This is a genomic window from Mesorhizobium sp. P2_F8 (genome assembly GCF_056403655.1).
Genome location: NZ_JBFUFB010000021.1, coordinates 1 through 26,082 on the forward strand (window position 1 = coordinate 1; position 26,082 = coordinate 26,082).

Consider the following 26,082-nt stretch of genomic DNA (forward strand, 5'->3'; position numbering starts at 1 on the left):
ATCGCTGCGCTCGCAACGAGAGACACGAGCAACATGAAACCTAGCGCAGCAACCAAACCCAAACTTGCTGCACGGGCGCGGACCAGACGCGACAAGGAACTCCCCCGAGGTTCGACCTTCCATATTGTGTTCAGCGATTGCTGCATTTCGCCAATACGTCCGCAGCATCTGATTCATCGGCAGATCTTGTGAAAAGGCCCGCCACGTCGATGTGGCGAGCCTTTTCGGCCCTGCAGCGTCAGGTCAAAATCAGGACGATCTTCAGCGTGTCCGGATCGACGATGACGACCCGACCGTCGGCCAATACGAAATACTCGTAGGTTTCGTAGGCTGGTACAGACGATGCAACCGAATCTTGTGCCGGGGAACCTCAATGCCGACCGAAATATCGAAATCGACACTGGACACCGGCTCGACCCTGGTCTCCTTGATGACCTGGGTGATCTGGGTTTTCTGTTCCACCGTGACATTGGTGATGGAAGCAGTCGACCCCTGATCAGTCTGTGTCGATGCCTGAGCCTGCTCGTCGGTCTGGACCTTTGCTTTCCCCTGGGCCTGTTGGTTGGTGGTCGCACTAGCCTTGCCCTGCGCCTGCTGGTCTGTCTGGATCTTGGGCCTCACCCATCTTCATCTTCGAACCCTTTTGGCAGTCGGCCGCGCCGGCTACGCAATTGGCGTTAGCTGCGCGAATGAGTTTCGGCCGGCCGTGTCTGAGCTACCGCCGCCCACATGGGATGTCTCCTCGAAAGTATCAGTCCTTTCGCTGGGTAAACCTCCGCTGAAAGGCTTTGTTCCAGGCGATTGGCACGTCTGACAAGGCAGAGATTGGCCGAAACCAGGAACCGATGGCGTCTACGGCCAGGCACCGGAGAAGACGGAAAATCACGGCCGCTGAAGACTGCCAGTCAGACAGCCACGATCGACGGGTTGGCGAAGGCGTTTACGGTTCCGGGCTACTTTCTCACTCGACCTCAATAATCTTTCGTGCTGCTTTCTTGACGGCGCCTCGATGACGTTCGGCGGGATCCTTCTTTTCGACAGATGATTCCGCAGAAAGGCGCTGCGCTCGCAGCCGCGCCGTCTTCGCACCTCTGGCCAGACGCTCAGCCTCGATCGTCAGTTTCGATTCGCGATCAGCGCGCTCAATCCGCTCCTTGTCGACGCGTCGTTGGGTCATGAAAGCCTCCACCGCTAAGAGACCCATGAATTCCTAGCCGGCAAAAATGTTCCTAAATCTGTTTGCTGGTCGACTGACGTCGCTGGCTCACGGCAGTTTCGTCAACTTCCGCTTCCATCAGGTCGCCGACCGGCTTGGCCTTGTTGGCGCCAGTGATGGGCTCACCGTCAAACCCCAACAGCCATGCATCGGCGATTCGTCCCAGACCTGCGGAACAGTTCGAGCCTTGCCGTCCTTGCGGGCCTGCGCACCCGTACATTCCCCGCGTATGTGATGCGCTCCTGGTCCTTCTTAGCCACGGCCATGTTCGTCCTCCTCGACACGTTGTCGCTGAACGCGAAATTGCCCGCCTCGGTATGTTTTGCCCACTCCGAGCGGATGCAGGGGACATGCGCAAACCGACAGGCGCGGGGCAAGCTCTAGCGGCGCACTCCAAGGATTGCCAGAACCTCCGCTGCCACCGGGCAAAACCCGCAAGCCGCCATGAAGAAAGCGCATAATCACGGCCGACTCCATGGCAGCGACCACCTGCCCTTGCAGACTGTTCAGGTGTTCAGCTGAAAGCAACCTGCACTGGCGAGCCAGTTCGGTTTTCCGTGTACCATTGCCTGATGTGCAATAGGCGAACCGGCAGAACTGTTTGCGGGCGGGCACATTCACGGACGACTGGTCACCGGGTTCGAAACAATCGAGCATCTGGCATTCCAGCGAAACTTAACTCCGTTGTTGATCGCGCCCATAGCACCTCAGCGGTGGGCCACGTAGGCGTTCATGCCCCTCTTGATTGCCCTGCGAGCTTCCGCGGCGTTCTGCCAGCCCTTGAACTTTATGGTCTTGCCCGTTCCAAGCACCGACGAGAGAAAGAACTGTTCGATTTCGCGCCGCAAATCATCAGGAACACGATCCGCGGCCACCGGCTCGTCTATAGCGTCCTCTCGATGGGGAGAGAAGATATACCGATCGTTGCGCACCGCCTTCCCGCCTTCGTCCTTCTGCTTGACGCTCAAAGCGCCTAGCAGATTGCATTTGATCACAACGCCAGGGGCGGTCGATGCCTGATGGATGACCAGCCCATCGAGAGGATCACCGTCTTCGCCCAATGTGGACGGGATGAAACCCCAGTCATAGGGATACATCATGCCGACCGGCAAAGGGCGGACATAGCCAAACACCAGCGTTGCTGGATCGAAGGCAAGCTTCGCTGTAGCGCCGCGTGGGGTTTCGATCACTACGCGAATGAGGCCGTTGGAGGTTGTCGGCAGCTTCTGGTAGTTGGGCATCGGGATGCCTCTCTTTCGGATTTGTGTGGCGATTTCGGCAGGTTCCATCCGCTCTCGTGACACGCGATGGAACTTCAGAGCGCGCGGAATGTTCCGAAGAGCCGACTAAGAAGAGGTCCAGATATGACAAAACCCTCTCTGCACATGCTGAAGGGAGTGGGCTATCTCATCTCAACGACGAGCGTGATCCTGCTCGCCATTGTAAGCTGGTCGAGCGCTTCTTCGAAAAGCTACGTGCTCACAGCATGTCTGGTTGGCGGCGCGGTCTTATCCATCATCGGTATGTTCTGCCGCTGGCTGACATATGAGATTGAGAAGCGCCGGGAGAAGAACTAGCCGACGAGAGTATTGGTTGGCCCGTTGTCGATGAAAGTGTGCATAAGCCTGCAGAGATGGGACATCGTGCAGATCAGGCATCTTCTTCTCCATTTAGGAATGCATCGCCCGTTCCCTAGCAGGGGGAACCGACCTGCGAGTTTGTTGTTGTCCTTCACACACCGGAGACAGCACCATGCCAAAGGACCAGACCAAATCCCAGGATACCGACCGCGAGGCGATGCACCTCGCCGAGACGACCGACGTGTCGCCTAAGCAGGCGAAGGATCTTTTGCGCGAGCACGGCGGCGACAAGAAGAAGGCCGCCGAAAAGGCAAAGAATTTCAAGGCTGAGGGATAGCGGTGCAGGCAGCGCTGGACGACAAAGCAACGCCAGACCGGAAAGAATTCGGTGCCTGAGGTCGAACTTTCGATCCGTCCAAAGGTTTCGCCGATGGGGGATAAGGTAGTCAATAACCACCTATGATCGGCAGGATTTCGCCGGTGATGTAGCTTGAACATTGCGGAGATGCCAGAAACACATAGGCGGGTGCGATCTCTTCCGGCTGCGCTGGACGTCTCATCGGCGTCTTCGCACCAAACTTCGAGACGTCGCCAGCCTGTTTTTCGGAAGGGTTGAGCGGTGTCCACACTGGACCCGGTGCCACTGCATTGACGCGGATGCCTTTGTCGACAAGGTTGCCTGACAGGGCTCTTGTGAAGGCGTGAATACCCCCCTTGGTCATCGAGTAGTCGATCAGTTCTTTCGACCCGTCTATACCGGTTATAGAACCCGTATTGACGATCGCTGAACCGCGCTTCATATGCGCCACCGCCTCCTTGGCCATATGGAAATAGCCGTAGAGGTTGGTTTTCATTGTGGTGTCGAAATGCTCCTCGGTCAGGTCGGCAAAATCCGTCGAATGCACTTGGAACGCTGCGTTATTGACCAGCACGTCGAGCCCTCCCAGTTGCTTGACGGTAGTGGTCACAGCCTTGCGGCAGAAGGTCCGGTCTGCGACATCGCCGCGGAGCAGGATGCAGCGGCCACCCTCGCCTTCTACCGCTTGCTTCGTCACCTCGGCGTCGCCATCCTCCGACAGATAGACGATCGCGACGTCGGCGCCTTCGCGCGCGAAAAGGACTGCGACTGCCCGCCCGATGCCGGAATCGCCGCCAGTGACCAGTGCCACCTTGCTTTCCAGCTTGCCGGAGCCGCGCCAGAACGGCGCATCGTAAAACGGAGCCGGTCTGATCTCGGCCTCATGGCCGGGTTTGGGGTGATGTTGCTTGGGGAAAGGCGGTGCCGGGTATTGTCGCGCCCCGGCCTGCATCGCGCCGGCCGGTTTCGATTTCGATTTGGCCCCGTCGTCCGCATCGACTTTGCCCTGTATGCGTCGCTGCTTTTGCATGGCGTTGGACGTGTTGGTTTTGGTTGCGGTCGGCATGGATGTCTCCTGGGTTTCGGGGACAACGTGCGTTCAAGGAAATGGTTGACCGTTGCCACGGCATGGACGGCGACGTCGCCGATTTGCGCGTTTATTTGACCCATCACTCGATGGCCCATAGGCGCCGACACATCTGATTGTTGGCGGTGCCGTTTTTAGCGCGGCGTGGGGAGTTGGAGTCTTTGGACTAGAAACTGGGCTTCTCGGTTTAGCGGCGACCAATTGCTGCCACCCAGAAGATTGACGAGATCGCGGCCTGATCTTCTCTGATGCCTGTTTAAGCGCTCAATACCGAGCCGTCCCTTGATTGTGGCTTCCGACATGCGTCTGCATCTCGAGGTTGTACAGCTCTAGGTTAAGTCGGATCATCCGGGTTGATCGTCGGTTGATCGTTAAGCAGCGTAGAAAGAGCCGTGATAATCTGGGGCAGGAAGAAGGGTTTCGTGATCATGACGCTGTTTGGGGCGCCCTCAGCGCCCCAATGGATAGCGCTGTCGCCGCTTATGTAGACCACCGGGATGGTAGAGTTAGCTTGCCGCAAATATTTGGCTAACTCCCAACCGGACTGGCCAGCCCCAAGGCGAATGTCCGTAACAATGCCCCTAAATTTGGCAGGGTCAGCATCGAAGACCGCAATCGCTTGCGCGGCATCCTGAGCCGGTACGACTTCAAATCCTGCTTCTGATAAGGCCGACTCGAGATCAAGCAAAATAAGCGGTTCGTCCTCAACGACCAGAACCGCACTGACACTCATTTGCTAATTCTCCAATCGCGCCCTATTACGCTTGAACCCGCAGTTTGGTTCCGTAGCGCTACCATCTAACGAACGGCGCATCCTTGCGGTTATCTCCGGAAACGATTTTTGGCAGCGCTTTCAGCGTTCCCTGTAGCGCAGACGACAGCGGCTGCATGGTACTCTTTTACAAACCGTTCCGCCTCTCCCATAGGCCGGCGCCATTTGGCAAGCTCCCGCCAAGGCGGTGCCGCCTTTCGACGGTCGGCCTAGCCTTTCAAGCGCTCGGTCACGGCAACTTGCCATGTTCGAACGGCCGACGGCATAACGCGGCTCTCTATCGCCGAAGAGCATGAGAACGCCGCCGACCGCATTGCGGACGTGTCGCGGGCGGGATCTGCAAATAATTCTTCGACGTGCTGCCCTGATGCTCCGGAACGTTTCGGGTGTGCCGCTGGAGCCGGCGACGGAGGATGCGCTGAACCCCATTGCCGGTGAGATGGGAATTGGCAGGCCGGATTTGATTCAGATCGTATTGCGCGAGTGGCTGGAAAAGAACGCCTATCTGCCGGTCCGGATGATCGACGCGGAAAGCGAGACGGACGGGGGCGCCTGAAGACCGTGGAGACAACAACAAGGTGTAGGAGTGGTCCAGAGTATATCGTTTTACACAATCGCTAATCGCTAGACTCACGCGCTAGCTCGGCTGTAATTTTGCCTCAGGGTGAGAGGAAAAAGGTAGCGAATTGGGAGGAAGTAGTCGCATGAATTATGATTTCGGCATCGACCAACCAGCTGAAGATGATCGGCCTTACGAGGTTAGCGCTTTCGCCAAAAAGCATGGCCTGACGATCCCAGCTGCGGACGCCGTTCTTTTCGCAAAAGGCCCGTCTCGGCCCGCGTGCGATGCCGCCGCATTGGCTTTCCTCTGTGCAGTCGCCGCATACGCCAAGAAACAATCGGCGCGCTAGCCTTCCGCAATCACGATGCTTCACTTTGCATTAGCACAAGCGCATAAGAGCCCAGCCGGCGGCGGTGTTCTCACAAGCACCCCCGTCAGCTAGGCCCGGTACCCCTAGCCACATCCCAACAGAGAGGGTGCCGGGCCGCTGCATCCAAGCCCTCCAGCCGAAAAGCCCGCCGCCAGGATTGGCAGCGGGCCATTTGACAGAGAGGCCGGCAGGAGTGACACAGGCACCGACCGATGCAATAAACGTCGATGGTCCGAAATGTGTCCGCTGCCGTCATCGTTGGTTATTTCCGTACAAAGTTCCACGGCTATTCACCTTCGGCGGGTCGCTCTGGCCTTTTCGGTTGGACCTGCGGCGGGCCTGCCGCACAAAACGGGCACTTTCTCTAGTTCTCCGCATGGCTAAGAACGACCGTGCCGTTTGCCTTGCGACATCTTTTGCCGTTATCTCGGCGTCGAACATTTCCTTATCGACGATGCCCTGTCTTCCATAGCGGATGACAGTAAAGGCCATATTTGGTCGTCCCTTCCGGGCAGCCACCAAGGGAACTGTATGGCAGCTGGAACGGAAAGTCACAATTAAACAAGCGGCCTTTGAGGGCGGGCAGCCTCACAGGGACTCATCAGCGCGTTTCCACCGGCCGCTGTCCTACGCCGCCGAAGTCCGGGAGCGTACCTGGTGCGTGAACCTTCAGGGGAACAGAAGCTCAAAGCCCCACGTTCTAATGCGATCAAGGGAGTACAAAAATGGTACGCCAAATCGCAATCACCCTGACACTGCTCATTCAGTTTTCAGCTTCGGCATTTGCGGACACCTCCCAATATTGGGTCGCTAAGGATGCTGTTTCGAAGCAGTGCGAGGTGGTCACAAAGAAGCCGGACGGAACCCTGGTTATAGACCTTACGAAGGCCACATATAAGACCGAGGCGGAAGCGAAGGATGCCCTGAAGAAGCTTCCAGATTGCAAGTGACCGCGTCTGCTCGAAACGCGTCAAAAATCGCCCGGCCTTGCCCTCGCCAGTACCGTATAGCCATCGGCGCCGTTTCCCTCAAAGCGTCGCCGATAAGGCTCGGCGCCTTGCTGGTTAATGGTGCCGAACTGCAGACTTCTCCCTGTAGGTGCTACAGGAAAATGGCCGACGCGGCTGCCCGGGTGGGAGCATTGCCTAAGCCGCGTCGGCCACTACGGCAATTTGAGGGGTTGCCGTCTGCCGGAGCTAGAGCGCGCAAACTGGCCGGCAATTGCAGACCAGCACTTGGTTAAAAACGTACAGTGAATCCTGATTGAAGCCCGCTCACAGCGTATTAAAATACCGAATGTCGCCGGCCTGAGTTATGGCGCGTCGGCGCTTGAGAGCAGAGCTAAGCTCCCGCCTATGAGGGGGTTGGCATCATGTCCCAGCCATGTGTTTCTGTGTCTGCTTTCGACTGCGATATCCTGCGCAGCGCCTTCATGAAATTGGTCACCGAAGAGAATATTCCAGAAGACCAATGGCGGTCAATCGCGGCGCTTTTGATCCGCGACTATACCGATGGCGATGACATCGATCCCGGCTTGTTGGAATGGCTGGTGCGGAAGTAGGCGTGGCACAGTTCATCTTAAGCATGTTGGTCAGGTGAGGCCCCGCGGCTACGACGTTGGATTTCGACGTCGAAGTTCAGCACCGCTTGCAGGACGATGTGGCCTCCATCGTCGCGCACTCTAATCTTCAGCTTGTGGTGGTCGCCGTCGGGAAGGCTTTCCCCGATCAATTCGACAAGAGATCGGATCGCTTCTTCCTTAACATGATCGAAGTCCCGGCAATCGGTCCCTTGGTCATCAGGGAAGTCGTGGCCATTGTCATCTACATCGAAATAAAAAAGAGCCATCGGCTACAACGAGCGTCGAAAAAGGAGGTTCCACGCGTGCTCATCAAAGCAACCCGTCTACCGCGCCGCCAATATGGCTCTGAGGGAGTTGCCGCGTCGACCCATCCAGGGCTTGCCAATTTGCCAGCAATAAATTGGTTCGCTTCCGTACCATCTTTTTTAATGAAGGACCGGTTTCTGAGGCCGTATAAATTCGCAATTGTCATCTAGGGGCGAGGACAATTGGGATGGATATCATTGAAGTAGGAGATACCGGCCGGACGGCGGTTGAAGTGGTCGGACCCTGCGGTGAGTGGCGCGTCCGAGTGATTGAGGCCGACCGCGAAAAAACCCTGACATTCGAGCTAAAGGTCCACGATGAGGCCGTTAGCCAGATCACAGCCGCGACGATACCTAGCCGTGGGGCCGCACACGGCCAATTGAATTGCGGCGCGGGCGGTGAAGCTCCCCGTTCCAGTGTCGCCCGATCTTTGCCGTGTTTAGCTATCAGTTCCTTTGCCTGCTGGACTGTTATGCCTGCCTTCTTGGTAAGTACTCGACCTCATAGTCCTCACTGCCCGACAGTCGGTCACGATCACGGAAATCGAGCTTGGTCTTGTCGTCGACCATTTCGGTTCCTCTCTGCGGTTGATGACGCCGGAAACGTGTAGCCGGCGAGTTTGTTGCAGCAGAAATCCATTGCCGTTCCGGAACCATTTTTAGAGCATGCCAATTGAATCGCGGTTTTGTTGAATCGCGGTTTTGCGGGTCAAGAAGCCTCCCGAAAGTGACGACTGGAGTCACGAAGTCAAATTCGACGGCTACCGCTCGAGGAAGACCTTCTAGAGGTCAATAGGACCGGCCGGCGAGATTATCCTGCATCAGCGCTGACGTGCCATGGCAGCGGTATTTGGGGCCGGGCATTCGGCGACCCGATACTGGTTGTCGCGATGTGCGGAAACCAGCTCATAGGACCCGCTAAGGCCGTCGATCACCAGATCGAGGAATGCGTTGCAGGCGGCAACCCAGTCCACACTATCAGACACCGCGAGCGAGAAGGTCGTGCCCTGGCAATAGTTGGCATACAAGACAGCTAGTGAGCCGCCTCCGGTGTACCCTATGCTTAGTTGAACCCATTCATCCGGCGATCCTGTCTGCTGGGGTGCAGCCCGGGCTGGAAGTCGACGGCGACTGCAACACTCCCCCAGGATCGATAGCCGCCGGTCAAATCCTCGGAGCTGGATCGTAGGCGATTTTCCCAACCTCTTGCGCGGCGCACGCCACCAGCCCGTCTGCGCAAGCACGGGATGGCCGAACGATTGCTTATTTACCAAGGCCGAAATGGCATCGGCCATAATTGTTCTGCGCGGAAGGTCTGCCCTCACATCAAACACCCCGCACTCATAGTATCCATCCTCGCGCATCATCATGGAATTCCAGTCTACGGCGCCGAACATTGACCAAGCAGTGACGGCACGCACGTCAATGCCCTCAGCCACGCATTCGCCTGCAGCGTCCCATCCCTCCATGAACCACCGCAGCTGTTCCTCACGGGTGCAGGCGTTGTGCACTTCTCCAATTGCCAACGGTAGAGAGTAGCGGCGCCACACCTCGCGCAGGCGCGAGGCAAATCCGAGTTCGCAGGCTGGCGCGTCGGCGCGGACAGCGGCGAAGTCGACATAGGGATCGATGCCGTTGCCGCCGACCGGTTCTTGAGGGTGCCTTTCGACCCGATGATCGAGGAATCGATCGCTGGTGAGGTAGTAATCAACGCCGATGAGGTCCGGAGGGCAGGGCGCGCCCTCCAACTCTGCCAAGTGGGCTGCATCGACACCAGCGTCGAGGAGGCGTTCATGGAACGGATGGCTCTGACCGACCTGCCCACAAAGCAGATCCAGCGATAACCATCGCCGGCCATTCTCGTATTCAGCCTGGTATGTCAGCTTTGGCGTCGCAAAAATCTTTCCGAAATCCTCGGTCTGCAGAAGGCGGGCGTCGGGAATGACCTTGCGGATAGCCGACATTGTCATGGCTATCGCAAGGCACTGGGCAACAAGAAGCCGCAGGCAACTTGGCTCGTCCGCGCGGTGCGGATGCCAAAACCCATAAAGACCGCTTAGGCGGGCGGTTGCCATCGGTTCGTTGATCGGCGTGAAAGTCTTTACCCACGGGTACCGACGAGCAAGCCGCCCGCCAAACGCGGCGAGATGTTCCGCAAAATCGGGTGCGAGAATGGACGTCCAGCACGGCCCGCTCCCATGGTGGACAAGAGCTGCAATTGGACTGATGCCGAGTTGGCGCATGCGTTGGAACCGCTCGTCGAGCCAGTTCCAGTCATCCTGACCCTCCAAAGGCTCGACGTGCTCCCACAAGGCAGGATATCGAAGTGTTTTGATACCGAGGGAAGCGACGAGATCTAAATCCTCAACGCGTTTTGAATGACCGGTTTCGGCGAGCTGATTGCGGGTCACGCCACCTACACGAACGACGCTGCATTCAATGCCGCCCCAAACTTCAACCATGACTACCCCGCCGCGCCCTTGGCAAGGGATAGCTCCTGCGCGCCCATCTTCTGAATGCGATTGAACGCGGCCAGCGCTTGACCAATTACTTGGTCCATATTGTAGTACCGGTAGGTTGCCAGCCGACCGACGAAAATCGCATCGGTCTGCTGAGCCGCGAGTGCCTCATATCGCTTGTAAAGCACTTCATTGTCCGCCCTGGGCACCGGATAGTAAGGATCGCCGTCATCCGTTGGATATTCGTAGGTCAGGCTTGTTTGAGGATGCTGCTGTCCCGTCATATGTTTGTATTCCGTGATCCTGGTGAAGGCCTCGGTCTGCGGGTAGTTGACGACGGCGACCGGCTGGAACCGTGGGGTGTCGAGTGTGACGTGCTCGAAACGCAAAGATCGGTACGGCAATTTTCCCAGCCTGAAGTCGAAAAATTCATCGATTGGACCGCTATAGATGAGGCGCCGATAGGGGATGACCTCTCGAACCTCGCGGTAGTCCGTTTGCAGCATCACTTTGATATTGGGATGGGCCAGCATCCGTTGAAACATGCGTGAGTAGCCGCCCGCTGGCATGCTTTGGAACGCGTCGCCGAAATACCTGTCATCGCGATTGGTTCGTGTCGGCACGCGCGCTGTCACTGACCTGCTCAGCTGCGACGGGTCGACCCCCCACTGTTTTCGCGTGTAGCCTTGGAAAAACTTCTGGTAGAGTTCGCGTCCCACCGTGCCCACGACCACGTCCTCGGCGGTGCGGATTTCTTGCACGCTCTCTCTCCGTTCGACCAGAAACTGCTCCATTTGCTCGGAGGTTAGCTCGAGGCCATAGAGACGATTGATCGTGTCCAGGTTAATTGGAATTGGCAGAAGCTGACCGTCAACCTTGGCTAGAACACGGTGCTCATAAGGGCGCCACGCCGTGAACTGAGACAGGTAGGCGACAATGGATTCAGAATTGGTGTGAAAGATATGCGGCCCATAGCGATGCACGAGAATGCCGGCTTCATCGTACCAATCAAAAGCGTTGCCGCCGATGTGACTCCGACGATCGACGACGAGCACTGTCTCGCCGCGCCGACTGGCTAGTCGCTCTGCCAAAACGCTTCCGGCGAAGCCTGCGCCGACGACAAGCCAATCAAACATGGTCGACCAACCTCTTGAACCCGGGGCGGCGCACAACCTTCCCGGGCTCAAACAGGGCGTGCATGGCACTCCAGGTCGAGTCCCAAGACATTCCGGAGAGGAACGCATCGACCTTGGCCATTGCACCGCGACCCTTGCGCAGAGCGGTGCTAAGGGCGGCTGGCATAGACCCTGTATCAGCAATCTCGACCAGTCCGCGACCGCCGTAGGTTCGCACCACATCGACGATAGCAGTCGAGACCACCGGCAGTCCGCCGGCTAGGAACTCAGGCGTCTTCGTCGGACTGATAAACCGCGTGGCGTCGTTCAAGGCGAAAGGCATCCACCCTACGTCCCAACCAGCCATGTATCTGGGCAGCTCGGCATACGGCTTAGCGCCCAACCAATGAATGTTTGGGCCGGCGGGCAGCGTGGCCGGGTCGATCTTGACCACTGGACCGATCGTGACGAACTGGACCGTAGGCATCGCTGTAGCGGTTCGAGCCATCAGGTCGACGTCGAACCGCTCGTCGATGACTCCGAAGAAGCCTACGCGGGGATGGGCAATGGTCTGCTGGTCGGCGGGGTCTGCCTGAGGCCGGCGCGCCTGATGGAAGTGTGCCGTGTCAATGCTGCTTGGAAATGCATGGACGGAGTGATGCCGACTGCGCTTGGACTCGTAAAGGCTCATTCCGCCCGTGAACACGACGTCGGCCTTGCCGAAGAGCTGCTCCTCAAGTCGCTCAAGTTCGGGAGGTGCGTTTTTGAAGGCAGAAAGTTCGTCCATGCAGTCGTAAATGCAGATATCCTCCTGCAGCGCGGCCGTGAACTTAAGGGCCATGGGCGTGTAGTACCAGGTCACCAGCTGGTCGTGCTCGATGCCCGCCACGAGATTCTCAAGCAGAATGGCGATGGCTCTGTCGACCTCCATTCCGGACTGGTGGTGTGGCAGTATCGGCGTCACAACGTCCAGGCTTGGCCCAACCGCTTTGCGACGAAGAAGAGGGATCTGGACGGGCTCGAAGACGGGTTCTTCGAAGAACACGACGGTGTAGTCGGCTGCGGCGCGCGTCATCAAATGTTGCGGGCGTTGAAAAACAAAGTCCCACCGCAAATGGGAAAAACATAACAGAAGTGGGTTACTACAAGGCACGAGCAAGGGGTTGGATACAGTCTGATCCATTGCAACGATCCGCATTAGGTTTGACTTGTGCTGGTTCAAGTTCCGTCCGCAGATCGGGTTCCACGGACGACGGAATTTTGTCTTCCTTAGCCTGGCAACCCGGGAAACCACAGCCTGGCAACCCGACAAGCACGATTTCTCGTGATGGCTGGAACGGGCATCGCCTCCGTAAGTTGTGGGCGGGGAGGCGCCTATGATTGTCGATGCACACCTTCATACGTCGGGCCGAGAAACGACGGCAGATGTGCTACAGACGCTTGATGATGCAAGCGTGGATGTCGCGTTCCTGCTGGCGCCGTTCCTGACACCGCCCTATTCGCTGAATGACCGGGAGTCGTTGCGCGCTGGCAACCGCTACCTTTCCGACCTTATCAGAGGCCACTCGGATCGGCTCGTCGGGTTCGCGGTTGTCAATCCGCTCCATCCGCAGGCAGCCGACGATCTTGAGGAGGCAGCCGCGCTTCCCGGTATTCGCGCGCTGAAATTGGTTCCGACCGGATGGTATCCGTATGACGAGTGCGCCCATCGCGTGTACGCGGTCGCCGCAAGGCTCGACCTGCCCATTTTGTTTCATAGCGGAATTTTCATTGACGGCCGATCCGGCCGTTTCTGCCGGCCGTCTTTCTACGAGGCCGTTCGCGATCATCCCGGCCTTCGCGTCACCTTGGCTCACCTTGGCTGGCCATGGTGTGACGAAGCCAACGCGGTTGGTGTTATCGACCGGATAAATGGCGTTGACCCAGCCGAGAGCCAGTTTCGCTTCGACCTGTCCTTTGGACCACCTCCCATCTACCGCGACGAGGTCTTTCGCAAGGCAATCGACGTGATCGGCCCACGCTCGCTGCAATTCGGCAGCGACCGATTCTTGCCGTGCAGTGGTCCTCATATCCACGCTGCTCTTGACGAGGTCACGGCAATTCTCGAGCAGCTCGACGTCGCAGCCGATGACCGAAATGCGATCATGTCGGGGACTGCAATGGATTGGCTAAGGCTACGCCCCTCGCAAGGAGGAAACTGATGGGCCGGACCCCGCGTGCGGTGCCAGGCGGCCAGACTGATGAGCGCACGCATGTGCTTGAGGTCTTGGGCAACGCCATCGTCGGAGGCATGGAAAACTACGTGCGTAATCTGGCTGCGAACCTGCCATCGAACGAGTTCAGAGTGTCGCTCCTGTGCCCGTATGAAAGCCCTTATACCGCATTGTTAAGGTCCGAAGGCAGAGACGTATATATTGCGCCCCTGCGTGATGATCCACCTTGGAAGACAATCGAACTGATATGCACACTCGTCCGTGAAACCGGTGTCGACTTGCTCCACGCTCACCTGATGAACGCGCATACCGTGGCGGCAATGGCCGGCCGACTGAGCGGGACGCCGACCGTTGCCACGTTGCACGGGATGAGCTTGCATCCGCAGGAAATTAGTGTGGCGCGCACAACCGGGAGCCACACCATTGTTGTGTGCCGCGAAGCTTGGTCGCAAGCACTTGCGGTGGGATTGGCGCCGGAGCTTGTAAGTCTCGTTCCGAACGGGGTCGACCTCGCTGTGTATCATCCGATGTCGGCTGACCCCTTGGACTTCCGCCAAACGATTAACGTCGGCCCCGCCGATATTTTGGTCGGCTTTGTTGGCAGGCTGGCCTGGGAAAAAGGCCCTGACAAATTTATCAAGGCAGCCGAATTCATATTGCAAAGGCGCCCCGATGTGCATTTCGCAATGGTTGGCACCGGGTCAATGGAAAAGGATCTCACGGCCACCGTTCGACGTGCAGGGCTGGAGCCGCGCATCCATATGGTTGGCCTAGCGCGCGAACCACATCGGATTTATCCGGCATTTGATTTGCTGTTGCATACTTCGCGCGCTGATGCGATGCCGCTTACCATCCTGGAGGCCATGGCATCTGGCGTACCAGTCGTGGCGATCGGCGTCGGTGGCGTGCCGGAAATCGTCACTACGGGCGAGACCGGGATTCTCATAGGAACCACCGAATGGCCCGGCATCGTGTCGGAATATCCCGGCGACTGGGAAGGCGTCGCCCTCGCGGCTATCTCGCTGTTATCCAATCCCGTTAGGCTAAAATCGATGGCTGGCGCGAGCGTGAGGCGAGCGCAAGCGAGCTTCGATATCCGCCAGTCAGCCACTCTGACGGGTCATATTTTCCGGCAGTTGCGAGGATCTCGTCCCGATAAGGCCCGCCTCCACTCCATCCCCTGAATTCCAGGTAGCACGACCACAGGATTAGAATTTAGTGGCCCTGATCCCGGTAATGACAGGGTAAAGGGGATCAACAACGTCGAGGCTTGCGCGGTCGATCTCCTCCAAAGCAAGACCTTGCAGAAAGGCTGTGGCGGCCAGAACATTGCCGAATTGCTGCACTTCCACTCCAGCTGAGCCAAACCTTTCCTCGAATAGGCGTCGTGCAGCACTCTGGGTCATGGCCCAGAACCACTTTTCTGGCCCGTCATGGGCGTCGATGGAAGTGATGCCTGGTACCGTCGCCAACACCACACCACTTGGTGCCAAGGCGCGGTGGATCGTTGCAAGTGCCCCCCGCACGTCGTAGATCATGTGCAGCGTCTGGGTCACGATGATGCAGTCAAGGCGCCCGCCCTCCACGGCATTCTCGCTCTGAAGATCGATGCGCATCGTGGCGTGAGGATTGGCACTCTCTGGCGAGTCGATAATGTCGGAAGTCAAAACCCGCTCCAGGCCAAAACGGAGCGTGTAGACATTGTCGCCGATCTCCGCGACGCGCCCTCGGATGTCCTCTGCGTGGCGCCGTAGGAAACTCTCGATGTAGTAGCGGTCGAGTGGCGTGCCCCGATCGCCCCCAAATTTCCGGCTTATAGGTTCGACCTCGCCAAGGTCTCCAAAGACCACCGAACCAGGTGCCGGGACAGCTCGCATCTGCGATTCAAACCTGGGAGCCAGGGGCGAGGATCTTGCTTGGGCTGTCATCACGTCGCTCCCTGAAGGCTTAGTTGGTGTGGCCTTGTCATGAATGCGAGGACCACTCGATCGACAGCATATCGCTGGCTCATGAGAGGCATGACCACCCAGATTGCTTCTGCCTCAGCCATCAGCTTTCTTCCTCGCTGCCGTCGCATTTTGACCGCTGGGGCCTGCAGTCTTTGCGTCCTTCGAGTGAGCTGCCAATGCAGGACCAGCCCCGGTCGCCTTGCACATGTCGCCGCTGCGCTTTTCTGGCTATTCTTTTTTGCCCAAGAGGCCCGAAAAATACTTGCCGAAGAACCCCATGATTTCCGCCTCGATTAAGCAATTCAGTCATACCTAATACGAATTTGCCGGGAGATGTTTTGTTCCTCCGGGAGCAACGTCGCTACGATTCCGGCTGTTCCTGGTTCAGGCGCTCTTCGTTTCAGCGCATTGGGACCCTCTTGGTGATTTGATGTCGTTCAAGATCCGGCAGGACGGCGCGATGCGTCGCGTTTTTAGCGGACATCGATTTGCGACCGACGCGGTGGAACGTCTTTACCCGATCGACGTTGGCACTGATCTCTACTCGAGGACACTTCGGTATGGTGATGTCCGCCGAGACCAAGGCTCAACACATAGCCGAAGACGGATTGCTTTCGACTGAAGAGAAGATCGCGCAGTTGTGCGAACTTGACGCTCGTCTCGACGCGTCAAGATCGAGACCGCTTTTCTGATTAGGTCGGTCTGTAACAACGCTCGTTGGTGGCAGCTTCTTGTCTTGGGTGCACTGCGGAAAGCGTTCAGCGGTTTGGCGGGCCCGATGTCCAAAAAGGCGAGAGCCTTAATCAATTGCTGGGCAAACCGGTATCCGCAGTTCAATAGACGGCGATCGATTGTCCCTACTCAACTACCGCTACATCAACCCGGCCGGCTCAAGTCTTGACGTTCGCCGCAATGCGCGCGAATTTTGTGATCGTCGATCCACCTTGGTGATCGAGGAGCGGGCAATGCAGGGCCGCAGGTCGAGCGGACGGGGCAATACGGTGCAGACGAATTCGCATCGAAGCACGGCTTGTCCGAGAAGTCGGCGCGGCTCATTCTCAATCTTTATGGACCATCCAGGCCGGCATGCGATGCTGCCGCAGTGGCTTTCAAGGAAGCGGTCGCACAGCGGCAAGCTGGCCGGTTGATAAACCTCCTCAACATCGACTAGGACACGCGGCCCACTGCGGATAAAAGGATTCACATTAATCTCGTGATCTATGCGGCGTTTCTTGAGGGCCTCGACAAATCCGGACACATGCGCCGATGTGACGAGAAGGTGACGACGGTCCGAGCAAATCAGCCTGCCGAAATGCGGGTCGGGTGGCCCGACTTACCGTTTAATGTGCAGCCGGTTGTGACGGCTGCGCCCCTTGCTGATCACCGCCTGTGCTGAACTGCGGCGTTGGATTCTTGTCCACCTTGGGATTGTGATCGATCGGCTGGCTGTTAACACTGTCAGACTGAGATTGAACGCGATTGGTCGAGGCCGGGTTTGTGCTGGAGGCAGCGGGAGCCTGGCTGTCCTGCAGGTCTGTCGAGGGTCCTTTGATGATTACGCCATAGATCTCGACGACACCCCAGGCGGCAATGGCCAGCAGGAGCGCGGCTATGAGGACAATTCGGACGGGCCGCCCAAGAGGTCCTTGTCGAACTTGGTTTTCAGGAACGTTGTTAGTCATAGGACACCTTGGGAAAAGAGGGGTGGCCCGCGACTGCGGTCAAAGCTGCGCGGGCCGACCGAGACGAGTCAGCTTGGTCAGCGGCACGGACCGATGAGAACGTGCTGCTCCGGCTTAACCTTGAACGATCCCAAAGGTTCCGGCCGTCTAAAGCGAGATGAGAAACGAACAATGAAGCTGAGTTCCCATCTGCGATCGGCTCATGAGTTCCGAAGTCATGAGTCTTGCCGTCAGCTGTTGCCTACCAATTGCGAGGGAGGGAGAGACCTTGGAGTCCTCATACACCAGTAAATTTTGCCTGCGTTTTGACAAGCACCAAGCCCAGGCCTGCGCTGAGTCTCAACTCTCTGAGCCGGCGGTCTAAGCGTCTCTGGCCTGTCGTTCGGCGTCTATCAGCTTGCGCGCCTCGCGGTCGGCTCGTTCAAATTTTCCCTTGTCGATGCGATGTTTTTCCAAGGCAGCCTCCTGTTTTGCCGCCTTGCTCGAAATTTCGTCATCTACCAATGTCGAACTAGCTTTTTCCACACCGGATCCTCGCCTAGATCCGTGTGAAATCTGCGAGTGCCAAGCGTCGCCCTTCCGCATGGCGGGATAGTTAAGCGAGCTTGCCGCCTGTACGGGCTCAAGCGGCTGAGAGATAGGGGTGCTCGTGCTCTTGCCCCCAGACGGGAGGCAGAGCATGAGCGAGGCTCAGTAATCGACCGCTCGCAATGTTGGAGGGCACCGGAGCCATTCGAGGGGTCACGATGCGCGATCGCGAGAAGCTGGAACATCTTGCTGGGCAGTCCTACGTGTTCGCGCTCCCTATCAAGCGAGGCCAGTGAGTTGGATGTGCGCTATTTCAACATCCGCTATCGCGGCCGTACCGATTATGAAGTCGACGAGTTGCCCGAGTCTTAAAGACCGCGACGAACCATGCCTACCTTTGTCTCTTAGGGAGGCTAAAGATGAACCACATTTTTCAGGCGCTCACGGTTGAGAAGGCAGCTGAAGCTTATGTTCTCTCCAGGAGCAAAGGGCCGGTTCATGTCATGGCGCAGGCGATCCGCGCCATCAGAACGCTAATGCCGGACTGTGCATCTCCATAGATCTATAGCCAACGTCCTCCATAGTTTGAGGAAGACGTTGCCGCTTGACGAACATACGGATCGGGAGCTTGAGGAACTCATTGCGCTGATTGCTGTCGATACCGCAAACTGGATCCCACTCGGCATCAACTTGACCCCGCCTCCGTCGGCGTCGTCACCCAAACTCCCGCAGGTCTTTCGCTTCTCGTTCGAGGATAGCCGCCACCTCCTCATGACCGAGATGTGTAAGCATTACCGCGATGCAACATTCCAAATACGTGAGCGACGAGCGGCGCAAAAAGTCGGCAGTGGCGCTTTCTGCCAATCGGTCAATCCGCTCGACCTCACTCCTACGAACTCACTCATCGCCTAACCTCTCAGCATTTTACGATCTGGCCAATCGCAGGGACAGCATGACAACTTCCGACATGCCAAGAAGTGTCATCTCAGTTTTCAGTTGTTCGTTCACAGCGATGCCCCTGCGGAGTGTGCTGGCCCGTGATTGGTAAAAATCGAACATTGAACCTTTTCCAACCATGGAAATTAGACGGCAATGGCGAGATATTTCTTCGATATACTGGATGCCGATATCGCTGATCCAAACGATCTTGTCGACGTGCATGACGCGCGGGAGGCAGGACTGCGAGCCCTCGCAGCGATCATGAGGGAATCACATCCGGACGGCACCAAACGCGCCTTCGAATTCAACGTTTGTGATGAAGTAGGCCGACACCATCTGCACCTCACCATCACACTCGAATGGAGGGATGCACCTGGCCATCCTTCAATGGCAAGCCATTAACCTGATTGAGGCCAGGAAGATCACCTTTGGTCGCCGCCGGGCTGCGCATCGATTTCGATCCAAGCCGGCGCGTGATCGCTTGGCTTCTCCCATCCGCGTGTCTCCACATCGACGCCGGCACTTCGCAAATGGGAAGAGAGGGAAGGGCTCACCAGAAGGTGGTCCATTCGAAGTCCTGAACTTCGGTCATATCCGCCGCTATAGGAGAAGTTCCAGTAGGTGTAGATGGCGCTCTCTGGATGAGTATGACGAACGGCATCGATCCATCCTTGCGCGAGCATCCGGCTGTAGGCGTCCCTGCTTTCAGGGAAGTACACAGCATCGCCGATCCATCGCCTTGGCACGACCGCATCGCGTGGGGTCGGAACCACATTATAATCGCCGCAGAGCACGGTTGGCCTACCGGCTTCAAGCAACGACCGACCGTAGCTGATGAGCCTTTCAAACCAGCCGAGCTTATAGTCGAATTTAGAGCCAGGCGCTGGATTGCCATTGGGCAGATAGAGACAGCCAACCACAAGCCCGTTTACATCGGCCTCGATATAGCGGCTGTGCGTATCGTCGGGATCGCCAGGCAAGCCGCGCCGGAGTTCTACGGGATCGGTCCCGCGGGCAAGGATTGCCACGCCGTTGTAGGACCTCTGGCCGTGCCAGATGGCGCCGTATCCGGCGTTACTGATCGCCCCCAGCGGAAACTTTTCGTCAGATGTTTTGAGTTCTTGAAGGCAAACGATGTCGTATTTGGTTTCATCCAGCCACCTGAGAAGCACCGGCAGCCGACCGTTGACGCCGTTTACATTGAAAGTTGCGATGTGGGTCATTCGCACCTCTTATTGGGCGGTGGCCTTCCTGCTGGAACGGGCGCGTCACTTATCCGGATCAAGACTATAGGCAACTTCATCCTTCTCATCGCGAGGCAGAACAGCAAAGGCACACGCCGTCGGTTATGATGATGGGCCATTCTAGCTTCATGATGCCGAAGGCTAACCACGGAGACCCGCCCTTGTCTCGCGTTTTGATGATCTTCCAGGCCTGAGGCGTAAAGCGGGTATGGAGCAGACGGTGCCAGGTAACCTACAAGAGTGACTGAGTTCATGCGTGCCGCCCTACCAACTCGGATCTTCAGACAGGCGTGCCCGCGGCGCCACTCGTCAAGATTATCGCGAAAATTAGGCGGCTAGCTTCCCCGCTAAGGTGCAAACTCATGCCGGGAATGTGGTTTAGGTTAATTGCCCGCCTCTTCGAACGTGAAACACGCTGGGTTTTTCCGCCTGCAGCAGGTCTGACCCTGATGCACGGTCTTCCCGAGGCTTTCCCAGGTAGCCAACCTCCCAAATAGAAAAAATTAATAAAATCAAGGTGGTGACACGAGGATCTAGCATTGCCAATTTTCGCGACGCCCAAACCGGCCCGCTGCGGTTTCCAGAGCCAGTTCGGACACCGTCCTTAAGACCGGCCTCGCAGAGCCTGGGTGATGCCGGTCTTACTGGCGAAATACTCGACCTCGTAGTCCTCGTCCGCCGATATACGATCTCGGTCACGAAAGTCTCGTTTGCTTTTATCATCAGCCACTTTCGTTCCTCCACAGTAAAGCAATCGACCGAAACGCCATTCGAGGCGATTTGGCCGCCTTGCGAGTGTCACATCAAAGATCGCGTCCACGTCTATCCCGCTGTAGGTCTTCTCCGCTATAGACGTCGGCGTTCGGGTCGAAACCGGTCCAGCCGCCAGCCTCGTATTCATTGCGTCTGCCAGCGACGTCGACCGAATTGTATTGCTTGAGGATTTGTTCGGCATTCGGCGCAAGGTTATCGTCGACCTTGGCCGTGACCATCGTCCCACCGCGACGAACGCCTTCGGCATAGACATGGGCGTCGTTTTCGGGGACGCCGGCGTTTGTCATGGCGCCGATGATGCCCCCTGCTGCACCACCGACCACGGCCCCGCCAACCGCGCCGACAGCAGTGGCAGCCAACCACCCGGCTGCAACCACAGGTCCCACCCCAGGAATGGCCATCAGGCCGAGGCCTGTTGCCAGGCCGCCGGCGCCGCCAATGACGGCTCCCACGCCAGCGCCAGTAGCCGCGTCCTCGCCGGCGTCGGTCTCCTCATCCTTGTGCCAGCCGGTCGCATTGTTGGCCACAATGCTGATGTCATCGCGCGGGACGCCGGTGGCCACGAGTTCGCCTACGGCATCATTGGCATCGTCATAATTGTCGAACAGTCCGGTTACGGTTTTCATCTGGGTCTCCTCGCTTTCTATTCACTTGGTGCCGGCAACAACGTTGCCTTGGTAATCGAGCGCGATCGGCGTCGACTTCCCGTCCTTGCTCGCTGTTCCGCGCCAGATGCCGTTGTCATCCTTTGTCAGCGCAGAGACGTCGGCATAACCCGCCTTTTCGATCGCGCTCTTGGCCTGGGCTTCGGTAAAGCTGTTGGCGCCGGGAACTGGAGCTGCCGGATTGGTGGCGCCGCTGGTGACAGCCGGTGTGCTACCGTCAGAAGCAGGCGCAGTCGTTGCAACCTTCTGAATCATGTCCTGATGCATCTTGAGTGTCGGCAAAGTTTCGGCCGCAAAGGATTTCAGGGCGGTGTTGTCGCCGTCCTTGGCGTAAGCCCCGAACAGACTGACCGCATCGGCATGGGCTGCCTTCTGCATCTCTGCATAAGGTACGTCTACTGGCGCGGTACCCGACTGTAGCTTGTCGACATCGCTCTTGTGCGCAGCATCGAGGTCGSCAGGCACCTTGAACTTCTGTTCGCCCGCGATGCTCTCAAGCTTCGCATTGGCTGCACCATGATCGGAGATCATCTTCTGGGCGAAGTCCTTGAGGCCCTGGTCCTGCAGCTTGTCTTGAGCAACCTTGCTCGATTGGACTTCGAACATCCCACCCATCGCGGCTTTCGTGACGAAGTTCTGGGCGGTCTCGGCAGCGAGGGCTGGCAAGGCAAATACCATCGACGCTGCTAACGATAGCGACGCGAGGCGGAAACTGTTTCTCATGAATGATATTCCTCAGTTGAGATTGATGAATCCAAACCTGCTCGCGGCGGGTTTGTTCCAGGCGATACGAACGCGCTGCGAAATTAACCAAGCCGCTGTTGGCGTTCACATGCATTGGCGCAGGCGACATGTACTCAGCGAATGAGGGGCCTGAGCAGTCCTCTCACTAGCTGACTTGTGCCCGGGCCGAATCCGTAACGGGGGCTCTCACGGGTTTCGCGGTGTGGATGTTCAAACCGAGCAATGGATCGCGCCGGATCAGAAGGCGCTGACCTGGCACGGCAAGAGTGACATACGCTGCGAGCAGGTGGATGACCCGATCATTGAGGACGACCGCGATGTCATCATCAAGGTTACGGCCTGCGCGATCTGCGGGTAGACCTTCATCTGATGGGTGGATTTGTCCCAGAAATGCACGCCCATGACGTGCTTAGGCACGAGACCATGGGCGAGGTCGACGAGGTCGGCAAGGGTCACTCCAGGTTCAAGATCGGTGAGCGTGTGGTAGTGCCGTTCACCATCTCCTGCGGCGAGTGCGGATGTGCAAGTGGCAGCTGTTTTCGCTCTGCGAGAGGTCGAATCCAGCCGGACGCCAAGCAAGCAGAGCAGATGGGTATCCAACTGCTGGGCTATTCGGCTATTCGCACATGTATGGCGGCTTCGCGGGCGGCCAGGCACGCCACCAAGCGCCAGCATCACAGCAAGCCCGATTGCGATGCACAGGGCCTGCGCGGCCGTGCTCGCCTTGTCGATCGCTGCGTTCGCGTCCGGCTGCAGCGGAAACCAGTCCGCGCTCACCCCTATGGGGCTCCCGCCGCCCATTCCCTGTCGAACACCTTATCGCTAGGCATCGTCGTGCGCGGCTCTCAAGGCGACAGCCCCTGGTCAGGATGGACCCTCGCCGGCCCCTGGTCGAAGAGGATTTTTGCGGGTCCGCGATTTTGTCATCGTTGCAACTGGGCGCCGCACCCTTGGGCTTGTAGGCGCCGATCGTCTGAACATAGCCCGCGAGCTGCCATATCTGCTCGGTCGCCATCCGGTCGCGAAACGCGGGCATGCCATGCGGCCGGCCGTCGCGGACGGGCGCAACGATGGAAGCGATCTCGGGTGCGTAGAGCCACCAGCCGTCCGGGAAGGACGGGCCCGCGCCGCCGCGACCATCACTATGGCAAGTTGGGCAGCCGAACCAGGCATAAAGACCTTGCCCTGACCCAGATTGTAGGCGTCCGTTTCATATGCCTTGCCCAACGCAAAATAACTCTCGGGCGGCGTTCCGCTGATGCCGTTTGGCATCAGCCGAAATCCATCAAGATCAGACGCGACAGGCGGATCCAGCCGAAGCTCTCGCGACTTGCCAAGCCATCCCAAGGCGGCACTGGCAATGCCGAGCGCTATCGCCGCAGCCGCAAAGGCGCCATTAGAGTAGCTCATCTCCCTCTTCATCATTCGCCTACAAGGGACTCAACCATCCTGGGACAGGGTTGATCGGCTCAAACGCACCGGCAAAAGTTTATACGAAGGGGTCTTGGACTTTGGATCGTGATGCGCCAAGGGAAACAGCGGATTTGTCTCAGGATAGTAAGCCGCACAACAGCCCTTGGGAATGTTGTACCGGACGATCCTGAGGCCACCGACGCTGCGAAGGCTGTTGTCGTCGATTGCTGTCGTCATGTCGACGATGTCACCATCGACGAAGCCCAGGCGAGCGATATCTTGTGCATTCATGAATACAATCCGGCGCGTGCCCTCAACGCCACGGAAGCGGTCGCTGTAGCCGTAGATGGTGGTGTTGAACTGGTCGTTGGAGCGCAGCGTGGCGAGATGCAAAACACCTGCTCTGTCGGCGGTTGAAAAGTCAGGGAAAAGCTTGTCCGGCGTGATAAAGTTCGCCTTCCCCGTTTTCGTCACCCATTTGCGCTCGCGCGCCGGCAGCGGTCTCGCGAATCCGCCGGGCTTGAAAAGCCGTCCGTTGAAATCCTTGAAAGTCTCGGGGTAAGTCCGCTCAATAGCATTGCGGATCTCGGCGTAGTCGCCAACCCAGGCGTCCCATGGAACCTTGTTTTGCCCAAGCGTAGCCTTGGCAATGCCGGCAATAATGGCCGGTTCGGAGAGAAGTTCAGAGCTCGCCGGTTTGGTCTTGCCCCGCGAACCATGGAAATGGGCGATCGAGCTTTCCATGGACACCGCCTGCGGCCCACTCGCCTGCTGGTCGAGTTCGATGCGGCCAAGGCACGGCAGCAGATATGCGACCTCTCCATGCAGGACATGGCTGCGGTTGAGTTTGGTGGCTATCTGAACGCTCAAACGAAGTTTGCGCCATCCCTCTTCCATGGCGGCGGTGTCTGGCACCGCTCTGAGGAAATTGCCGCCAAGGCTGATAAAAGCACGAGACTGACCCGTCACAATCGCTTCGCACGTTTCCACCGTCGAGCGACCGGTCCATTGCGGCGGCTCAAAGTCATAGAGCTCGGAAAGTTTGTCGAGGGGGGCCAGGCCTGGCTTCTCCGTAATCCCGACGGTGCGCTGGCCCTGCACGTTGGAGTGACCGCGAACGGCACAAATATTCGCCCCTGGCTTGCCGATGTTGCCGCGCAGCAGCGCGAGGTTGCAGACCATGTGAACGTTCTCGACGCCCATGAGCTGTTGCGTCAGACCCATGCCGTAGACCATCATGACTGCGTTTGAGTTGGCGTATGTGGCGGCGGCCTTATTCATTTCGGCGCGTGTCAGCCCCGATACGCGCTCAAGCTCGTCCCATTGGTGGGCGCGCGCAGCTGCTGCGAATTCCTCGAAGCCGGTCGTGTGTTCCTTGATGAAATCGTGATCGAGAACGTGCTTCTTGGCAGCGGATGCCATCGATGCCGCAAAGGCAATCATGGCTGCGTTGTCCGGGTCTTTCGGCGTCGCATCGCGTCCGGCGACAGGGGTTTGACCGGAGGCTTTCATAGCGTCGTCTGCTTCGATGAGCGCCTTGCAGACGCCGAACAACGCTGCGATATCGCCGCCGTTGTTGACCTGATAATAGTCCGACGAAATCGGTGTCTCTTTCCCGGTCAGCATCTGGACGGGTGATTGCGGATTGACGAAGCGCTCCAGCCCGCGCTCTCGCAGCAGGTTGAAAGTAACGATCTTCACGCCTCGGTTGACTGCGTCCTGCAGATCATGAAGCAGGCGTGGCGAGGATGTCCCGACATTCTGGGCAATATAGAATATACAGTCCGTGTTCTCGAAATCGGACAAAATGGCGGTGCCGACCGATGCGCCGATGCTCTCGGGAAGCGCAACGGAGGAGCTTTCATGGCACATGTTCGAGCTGTCGGGCATGTTGTTGGAGCCGTACATCCGCGCGAACAGCTGGTACATGTAGCTCGCCTCGAGTGACGCCCGCCCGGATGTGTAAAGATCGGTCTGATGCGGGTCCAGAGCGCGCAACTCCCTGCCGATCTCTTCGAATGCAGCGGGCCATTCGACCGGCACATATTTGTCGCTGGCAGCGTCCCAGCGCATCGGGTGCGTCAGCCGACCCTCCTCTTCGAGATCGTGATCCGACCATCGCTCGAGTTCGCTCAGCGTGTGCTTGTCGAAGAACGCCGGGCCTGCACGTCGCGACGTGGTTTCCCAGGCTGTCGCCTTGGCACCGTTTTCACAGAATTCGAGCGGATGCGGCTGCGCTGGCTTTGCCCAGGCGCAGCTCACGCACATATATCCTTCAGGCTTGTTCTGGGTCGAAAGCAACCGGCTCCCTTTCAAGGGAACATGTTCTTTTAGGAGAACATCAGCCACGGATTTCGCTGAGCCCCACCCACCGGCGGGCCCTTTATATGGCTTGATAATGGCTTTTCTCGTTTTCGACGTCATTTCCCGCCTCGTTTCCCACAGCGAGATTTCCGTCGATCTCGCTCTCATTTGCCGTGGAGGTCCAAGCAACGCTACCTTGGCCACGACGTCTTCCCTTCGCC

The 26,082-nt window shown here is 57.9% G+C and carries 28 protein-coding genes and 3 pseudogenes; 13 read left to right on the plus strand and 18 right to left on the minus strand.

The genetic code is table 11. The features are described from left to right. On the plus strand, window positions 1–192 hold a 192-nt coding region (locus tag AC1DZP_RS31700; protein ID WP_477307821.1), incomplete at its 5' end, for a hypothetical protein. 69 nt (window positions 193–261) lie between these two features. On the opposite strand, the gene AC1DZP_RS31705 is transcribed toward AC1DZP_RS31700, so the two are convergent. The 3 genes from AC1DZP_RS31705 to AC1DZP_RS31715 all read right to left on the minus strand — a co-directional run bounded on the left by AC1DZP_RS31705 (window position 262) and on the right by AC1DZP_RS31715 (window position 2,505). Further along, window positions 262–621, minus strand: coding sequence for a hypothetical protein (locus AC1DZP_RS31705; protein WP_477307823.1), 360 nt, complete (start codon window positions 619–621; stop codon window positions 262–264). 340 nt (window positions 622–961) lie between these two features. Continuing rightward, window positions 962–1,177, minus strand: coding sequence for a hypothetical protein (locus tag AC1DZP_RS31710; RefSeq protein WP_477307825.1), 216 nt, complete (start codon window positions 1,175–1,177; stop codon window positions 962–964). 746 nt (window positions 1,178–1,923) lie between these two features. Beyond that, the gene (locus AC1DZP_RS31715; RefSeq protein ID WP_477307827.1) at window positions 1,924–2,505 is read right to left on the minus strand and encodes an inorganic diphosphatase; all 582 of its coding nucleotides are present in this window, start codon (window positions 2,503–2,505) and stop codon (window positions 1,924–1,926) included. A gap of 75 nt (window positions 2,506–2,580) precedes the next feature. Here AC1DZP_RS31715 and AC1DZP_RS31720 point away from each other — a divergent pair, with 75 nt between their 5' ends. Both AC1DZP_RS31720 and AC1DZP_RS31725 read left to right on the plus strand, forming a co-directional pair. Continuing rightward, window positions 2,581–2,793, plus strand: coding sequence for a hypothetical protein (locus tag AC1DZP_RS31720; RefSeq protein ID WP_477291996.1), 213 nt, complete (start codon window positions 2,581–2,583; stop codon window positions 2,791–2,793). A gap of 175 nt (window positions 2,794–2,968) precedes the next feature. Further along, entirely contained in the window at window positions 2,969–3,133 is a 165-nt protein-coding gene (locus tag AC1DZP_RS31725) for a hypothetical protein (RefSeq protein ID WP_457155259.1), read from the plus strand. A 109-nt stretch (window positions 3,134–3,242) separates the two neighbouring features. On the opposite strand, the gene AC1DZP_RS31730 is transcribed toward AC1DZP_RS31725, so the two are convergent. Both AC1DZP_RS31730 and AC1DZP_RS31735 read right to left on the minus strand, forming a co-directional pair. Then, entirely contained in the window at window positions 3,243–4,220 is a 978-nt protein-coding gene (locus tag AC1DZP_RS31730) for an SDR family oxidoreductase (RefSeq protein ID WP_477307830.1), read from the minus strand. Between the two features lie 355 nt (window positions 4,221–4,575). After that, complete coding sequence (locus tag AC1DZP_RS31735) at window positions 4,576–4,974, minus strand: response regulator (protein WP_477307832.1); 399 nt, start codon at window positions 4,972–4,974, stop codon at window positions 4,576–4,578. 303 nt (window positions 4,975–5,277) lie between these two features. Between AC1DZP_RS31735 and AC1DZP_RS31740 the strand changes: the two are divergent. From AC1DZP_RS31740 to AC1DZP_RS31755, 4 genes and pseudogenes are all read left to right on the plus strand, one after another. Next, window positions 5,278–5,569, plus strand: a pseudogene (locus AC1DZP_RS31740) (hypothetical protein). Between the two features lie 148 nt (window positions 5,570–5,717). Continuing rightward, window positions 5,718–5,924 (plus strand): hypothetical protein, encoded by a 207-nt coding sequence (locus AC1DZP_RS31745; protein ID WP_477307834.1) that lies wholly within the window; start codon window positions 5,718–5,720, stop codon window positions 5,922–5,924. A 746-nt stretch (window positions 5,925–6,670) separates the two neighbouring features. Further along, window positions 6,671–6,895 (plus strand): hypothetical protein, encoded by a 225-nt coding sequence (locus AC1DZP_RS31750; RefSeq protein ID WP_477307836.1) that lies wholly within the window; start codon window positions 6,671–6,673, stop codon window positions 6,893–6,895. A 482-nt stretch (window positions 6,896–7,377) separates the two neighbouring features. Next, window positions 7,378–7,506 (plus strand): hypothetical protein, encoded by a 129-nt coding sequence (locus AC1DZP_RS31755; RefSeq protein ID WP_477290711.1) that lies wholly within the window; start codon window positions 7,378–7,380, stop codon window positions 7,504–7,506. A 17-nt stretch (window positions 7,507–7,523) separates the two neighbouring features. Here AC1DZP_RS31755 and AC1DZP_RS31760 read toward each other — a convergent pair whose 3' ends face one another. The 4 genes from AC1DZP_RS31760 to AC1DZP_RS31775 all read right to left on the minus strand — a co-directional run bounded on the left by AC1DZP_RS31760 (window position 7,524) and on the right by AC1DZP_RS31775 (window position 12,589). Beyond that, a complete protein-coding gene (locus AC1DZP_RS31760) occupies window positions 7,524–7,793 on the minus strand; it encodes a DUF6894 family protein (RefSeq protein WP_477307838.1) in 270 nt (89 codons plus the stop codon). A gap of 860 nt (window positions 7,794–8,653) precedes the next feature. Continuing rightward, window positions 8,654–10,294, minus strand: a complete 1,641-nt coding sequence (locus tag AC1DZP_RS31765) for a glycoside hydrolase family 1 protein (protein ID WP_477307839.1) — start codon at window positions 10,292–10,294, stop codon at window positions 8,654–8,656. A 2-nt stretch (window positions 10,295–10,296) separates the two neighbouring features. Continuing rightward, window positions 10,297–11,427 carry a UDP-galactopyranose mutase gene (gene glf, locus AC1DZP_RS31770; protein WP_477307841.1) on the minus strand — a complete coding sequence of 377 codons (1,131 nt, stop codon included), beginning with the start codon at window positions 11,425–11,427 and terminating at the stop codon, window positions 10,297–10,299. Then, window positions 11,420–12,589, minus strand: a complete 1,170-nt coding sequence (locus AC1DZP_RS31775) for a glycosyltransferase family 1 protein (RefSeq protein ID WP_477307843.1) — start codon at window positions 12,587–12,589, stop codon at window positions 11,420–11,422. The genes glf and AC1DZP_RS31775 overlap by 8 nt, the downstream gene beginning before the upstream one ends. A 193-nt stretch (window positions 12,590–12,782) precedes the next feature. Between AC1DZP_RS31775 and AC1DZP_RS31780 the strand changes: the two genes are divergently transcribed. Both AC1DZP_RS31780 and AC1DZP_RS31785 read left to right on the plus strand, forming a co-directional pair. Next, entirely contained in the window at window positions 12,783–13,607 is an 825-nt protein-coding gene (locus tag AC1DZP_RS31780) for an amidohydrolase family protein (protein WP_477307845.1), read from the plus strand. Further along, the gene (locus tag AC1DZP_RS31785; protein ID WP_477290723.1) at window positions 13,607–14,803 is read left to right on the plus strand and encodes a glycosyltransferase family 4 protein; all 1,197 of its coding nucleotides are present in this window, start codon (window positions 13,607–13,609) and stop codon (window positions 14,801–14,803) included. The genes AC1DZP_RS31780 and AC1DZP_RS31785 overlap by 1 nt, the downstream gene beginning before the upstream one ends. A 24-nt stretch (window positions 14,804–14,827) precedes the next feature. On the opposite strand, the gene AC1DZP_RS31790 is transcribed toward AC1DZP_RS31785, so the two are convergent. From AC1DZP_RS31790 to AC1DZP_RS31800, 3 genes are all read right to left on the minus strand, one after another. After that, window positions 14,828–15,547: a methyltransferase domain-containing protein gene (locus tag AC1DZP_RS31790; protein WP_477307847.1), complete on the minus strand. Its 720-nt coding sequence runs from the start codon at window positions 15,545–15,547 to the stop codon at window positions 14,828–14,830. A 1,361-nt stretch (window positions 15,548–16,908) separates the two neighbouring features. Beyond that, window positions 16,909–17,250 carry a hypothetical protein gene (locus AC1DZP_RS31795; protein WP_477307849.1) on the minus strand — a complete coding sequence of 114 codons (342 nt, stop codon included), beginning with the start codon at window positions 17,248–17,250 and terminating at the stop codon, window positions 16,909–16,911. 360 nt (window positions 17,251–17,610) lie between these two features. Continuing rightward, on the minus strand, window positions 17,611–17,775 hold the full coding sequence (locus AC1DZP_RS31800) for a hypothetical protein (protein ID WP_477307851.1): 165 nt from the start codon (window positions 17,773–17,775) through the stop codon (window positions 17,611–17,613). A gap of 422 nt (window positions 17,776–18,197) precedes the next feature. Here AC1DZP_RS31800 and AC1DZP_RS31805 point away from each other — a divergent pair, with 422 nt between their 5' ends. From AC1DZP_RS31805 to AC1DZP_RS31815, 3 genes are all read left to right on the plus strand, one after another. Continuing rightward, window positions 18,198–18,338, plus strand: a complete 141-nt coding sequence (locus AC1DZP_RS31805) for a hypothetical protein (RefSeq protein WP_477307853.1) — start codon at window positions 18,198–18,200, stop codon at window positions 18,336–18,338. Between the two features lie 37 nt (window positions 18,339–18,375). Next, complete coding sequence (locus tag AC1DZP_RS31810; RefSeq protein ID WP_477307855.1) at window positions 18,376–18,690, plus strand: hypothetical protein; 315 nt, start codon at window positions 18,376–18,378, stop codon at window positions 18,688–18,690. A gap of 180 nt (window positions 18,691–18,870) precedes the next feature. Next, the gene (locus tag AC1DZP_RS31815) at window positions 18,871–19,119 is read left to right on the plus strand and encodes a DUF6894 family protein (RefSeq protein WP_477290733.1); all 249 of its coding nucleotides are present in this window, start codon (window positions 18,871–18,873) and stop codon (window positions 19,117–19,119) included. A 20-nt stretch (window positions 19,120–19,139) separates the two neighbouring features. On the opposite strand, the gene xth is transcribed toward AC1DZP_RS31815, so the two are convergent. The 4 genes from xth to AC1DZP_RS31835 all read right to left on the minus strand — a co-directional run bounded on the left by xth (window position 19,140) and on the right by AC1DZP_RS31835 (window position 22,123). Beyond that, window positions 19,140–19,940, minus strand: a complete 801-nt coding sequence (xth, locus tag AC1DZP_RS31820) for an exodeoxyribonuclease III (RefSeq protein WP_477307857.1) — start codon at window positions 19,938–19,940, stop codon at window positions 19,140–19,142. A gap of 625 nt (window positions 19,941–20,565) precedes the next feature. Beyond that, the gene (locus AC1DZP_RS31825) at window positions 20,566–20,862 is read right to left on the minus strand and encodes a DUF3606 domain-containing protein (RefSeq protein ID WP_477307859.1); all 297 of its coding nucleotides are present in this window, start codon (window positions 20,860–20,862) and stop codon (window positions 20,566–20,568) included. Then, window positions 20,765–21,361 carry a hypothetical protein gene (locus AC1DZP_RS31830; protein ID WP_477307861.1) on the minus strand — a complete coding sequence of 199 codons (597 nt, stop codon included), beginning with the start codon at window positions 21,359–21,361 and terminating at the stop codon, window positions 20,765–20,767. Before AC1DZP_RS31830 ends, AC1DZP_RS31825 begins: the two co-directional genes overlap by 98 nt. A gap of 21 nt (window positions 21,362–21,382) precedes the next feature. Next, complete coding sequence (locus tag AC1DZP_RS31835; RefSeq protein ID WP_477307863.1) at window positions 21,383–22,123, minus strand: DUF4142 domain-containing protein; 741 nt, start codon at window positions 22,121–22,123, stop codon at window positions 21,383–21,385. A 247-nt stretch (window positions 22,124–22,370) separates the two neighbouring features. On the opposite strand from AC1DZP_RS31835, the pseudogene AC1DZP_RS31840 reads away from it, so the two are divergent. Further along, a pseudogene (locus AC1DZP_RS31840) lies at window positions 22,371–22,806 on the plus strand (alcohol dehydrogenase catalytic domain-containing protein); the annotation flags it as partial. A gap of 183 nt (window positions 22,807–22,989) precedes the next feature. Here the strand turns inward: AC1DZP_RS31840 and AC1DZP_RS31845 are convergent. Both AC1DZP_RS31845 and AC1DZP_RS31850 read right to left on the minus strand, forming a co-directional pair. Further along, window positions 22,990–23,554: pseudogene (locus AC1DZP_RS31845) on the minus strand (c-type cytochrome). A gap of 30 nt (window positions 23,555–23,584) precedes the next feature. Further along, window positions 23,585–25,981, minus strand: a complete 2,397-nt coding sequence (locus AC1DZP_RS31850) for an FdhF/YdeP family oxidoreductase (protein ID WP_477307865.1) — start codon at window positions 25,979–25,981, stop codon at window positions 23,585–23,587. Between the last annotated feature and the right edge of the window lie 101 nt (window positions 25,982–26,082).

Coding starts and splice junctions, on each gene's coding strand:
- AC1DZP_RS31710 (WP_477307825.1), bottom strand. CDS start 1,177: ATGACCCAACGACGCGTCGACAAGGAGCGGATTGAGCGCGCTGATCGC.
- AC1DZP_RS31715 (WP_477307827.1), bottom strand. CDS start 2,505: ATGGAACCTGCCGAAATCGCCACACAAATCCGAAAGAGAGGCATCCCG.
- AC1DZP_RS31720 (WP_477291996.1), top strand. CDS start 2,581: ATGACAAAACCCTCTCTGCACATGCTGAAGGGAGTGGGCTATCTCATC.
- AC1DZP_RS31725 (WP_457155259.1), top strand. CDS start 2,969: ATGCCAAAGGACCAGACCAAATCCCAGGATACCGACCGCGAGGCGATG.
- AC1DZP_RS31730 (WP_477307830.1), bottom strand. CDS start 4,220: ATGCCGACCGCAACCAAAACCAACACGTCCAACGCCATGCAAAAGCAG.
- AC1DZP_RS31735 (WP_477307832.1), bottom strand. CDS start 4,974: ATGAGTGTCAGTGCGGTTCTGGTCGTTGAGGACGAACCGCTTATTTTG.
- AC1DZP_RS31745 (WP_477307834.1), top strand. CDS start 5,718: ATGAATTATGATTTCGGCATCGACCAACCAGCTGAAGATGATCGGCCT.
- AC1DZP_RS31750 (WP_477307836.1), top strand. CDS start 6,671: ATGGTACGCCAAATCGCAATCACCCTGACACTGCTCATTCAGTTTTCA.
- AC1DZP_RS31755 (WP_477290711.1), top strand. CDS start 7,378: ATGAAATTGGTCACCGAAGAGAATATTCCAGAAGACCAATGGCGGTCA.
- AC1DZP_RS31760 (WP_477307838.1), bottom strand. CDS start 7,793: ATGGCTCTTTTTTATTTCGATGTAGATGACAATGGCCACGACTTCCCT.
- AC1DZP_RS31765 (WP_477307839.1), bottom strand. CDS start 10,294: ATGGTTGAAGTTTGGGGCGGCATTGAATGCAGCGTCGTTCGTGTAGGT.
- glf (WP_477307841.1), bottom strand. CDS start 11,427: ATGTTTGATTGGCTTGTCGTCGGCGCAGGCTTCGCCGGAAGCGTTTTG.
- AC1DZP_RS31775 (WP_477307843.1), bottom strand. CDS start 12,589: ATGGATCAGACTGTATCCAACCCCTTGCTCGTGCCTTGTAGTAACCCA.
- AC1DZP_RS31780 (WP_477307845.1), top strand. CDS start 12,783: ATGATTGTCGATGCACACCTTCATACGTCGGGCCGAGAAACGACGGCA.
- AC1DZP_RS31785 (WP_477290723.1), top strand. CDS start 13,607: ATGGGCCGGACCCCGCGTGCGGTGCCAGGCGGCCAGACTGATGAGCGC.
- AC1DZP_RS31790 (WP_477307847.1), bottom strand. CDS start 15,547: ATGACAGCCCAAGCAAGATCCTCGCCCCTGGCTCCCAGGTTTGAATCG.
- AC1DZP_RS31795 (WP_477307849.1), bottom strand. CDS start 17,250: ATGACTAACAACGTTCCTGAAAACCAAGTTCGACAAGGACCTCTTGGG.
- AC1DZP_RS31805 (WP_477307853.1), top strand. CDS start 18,198: ATGAACCACATTTTTCAGGCGCTCACGGTTGAGAAGGCAGCTGAAGCT.
- AC1DZP_RS31815 (WP_477290733.1), top strand. CDS start 18,871: ATGGCGAGATATTTCTTCGATATACTGGATGCCGATATCGCTGATCCA.
- xth (WP_477307857.1), bottom strand. CDS start 19,940: ATGACCCACATCGCAACTTTCAATGTAAACGGCGTCAACGGTCGGCTG.
- AC1DZP_RS31825 (WP_477307859.1), bottom strand. CDS start 20,862: ATGAATACGAGGCTGGCGGCTGGACCGGTTTCGACCCGAACGCCGACG.
- AC1DZP_RS31830 (WP_477307861.1), bottom strand. CDS start 21,361: ATGAAAACCGTAACCGGACTGTTCGACAATTATGACGATGCCAATGAT.
- AC1DZP_RS31850 (WP_477307865.1), bottom strand. CDS start 25,981: ATGACGTCGAAAACGAGAAAAGCCATTATCAAGCCATATAAAGGGCCC.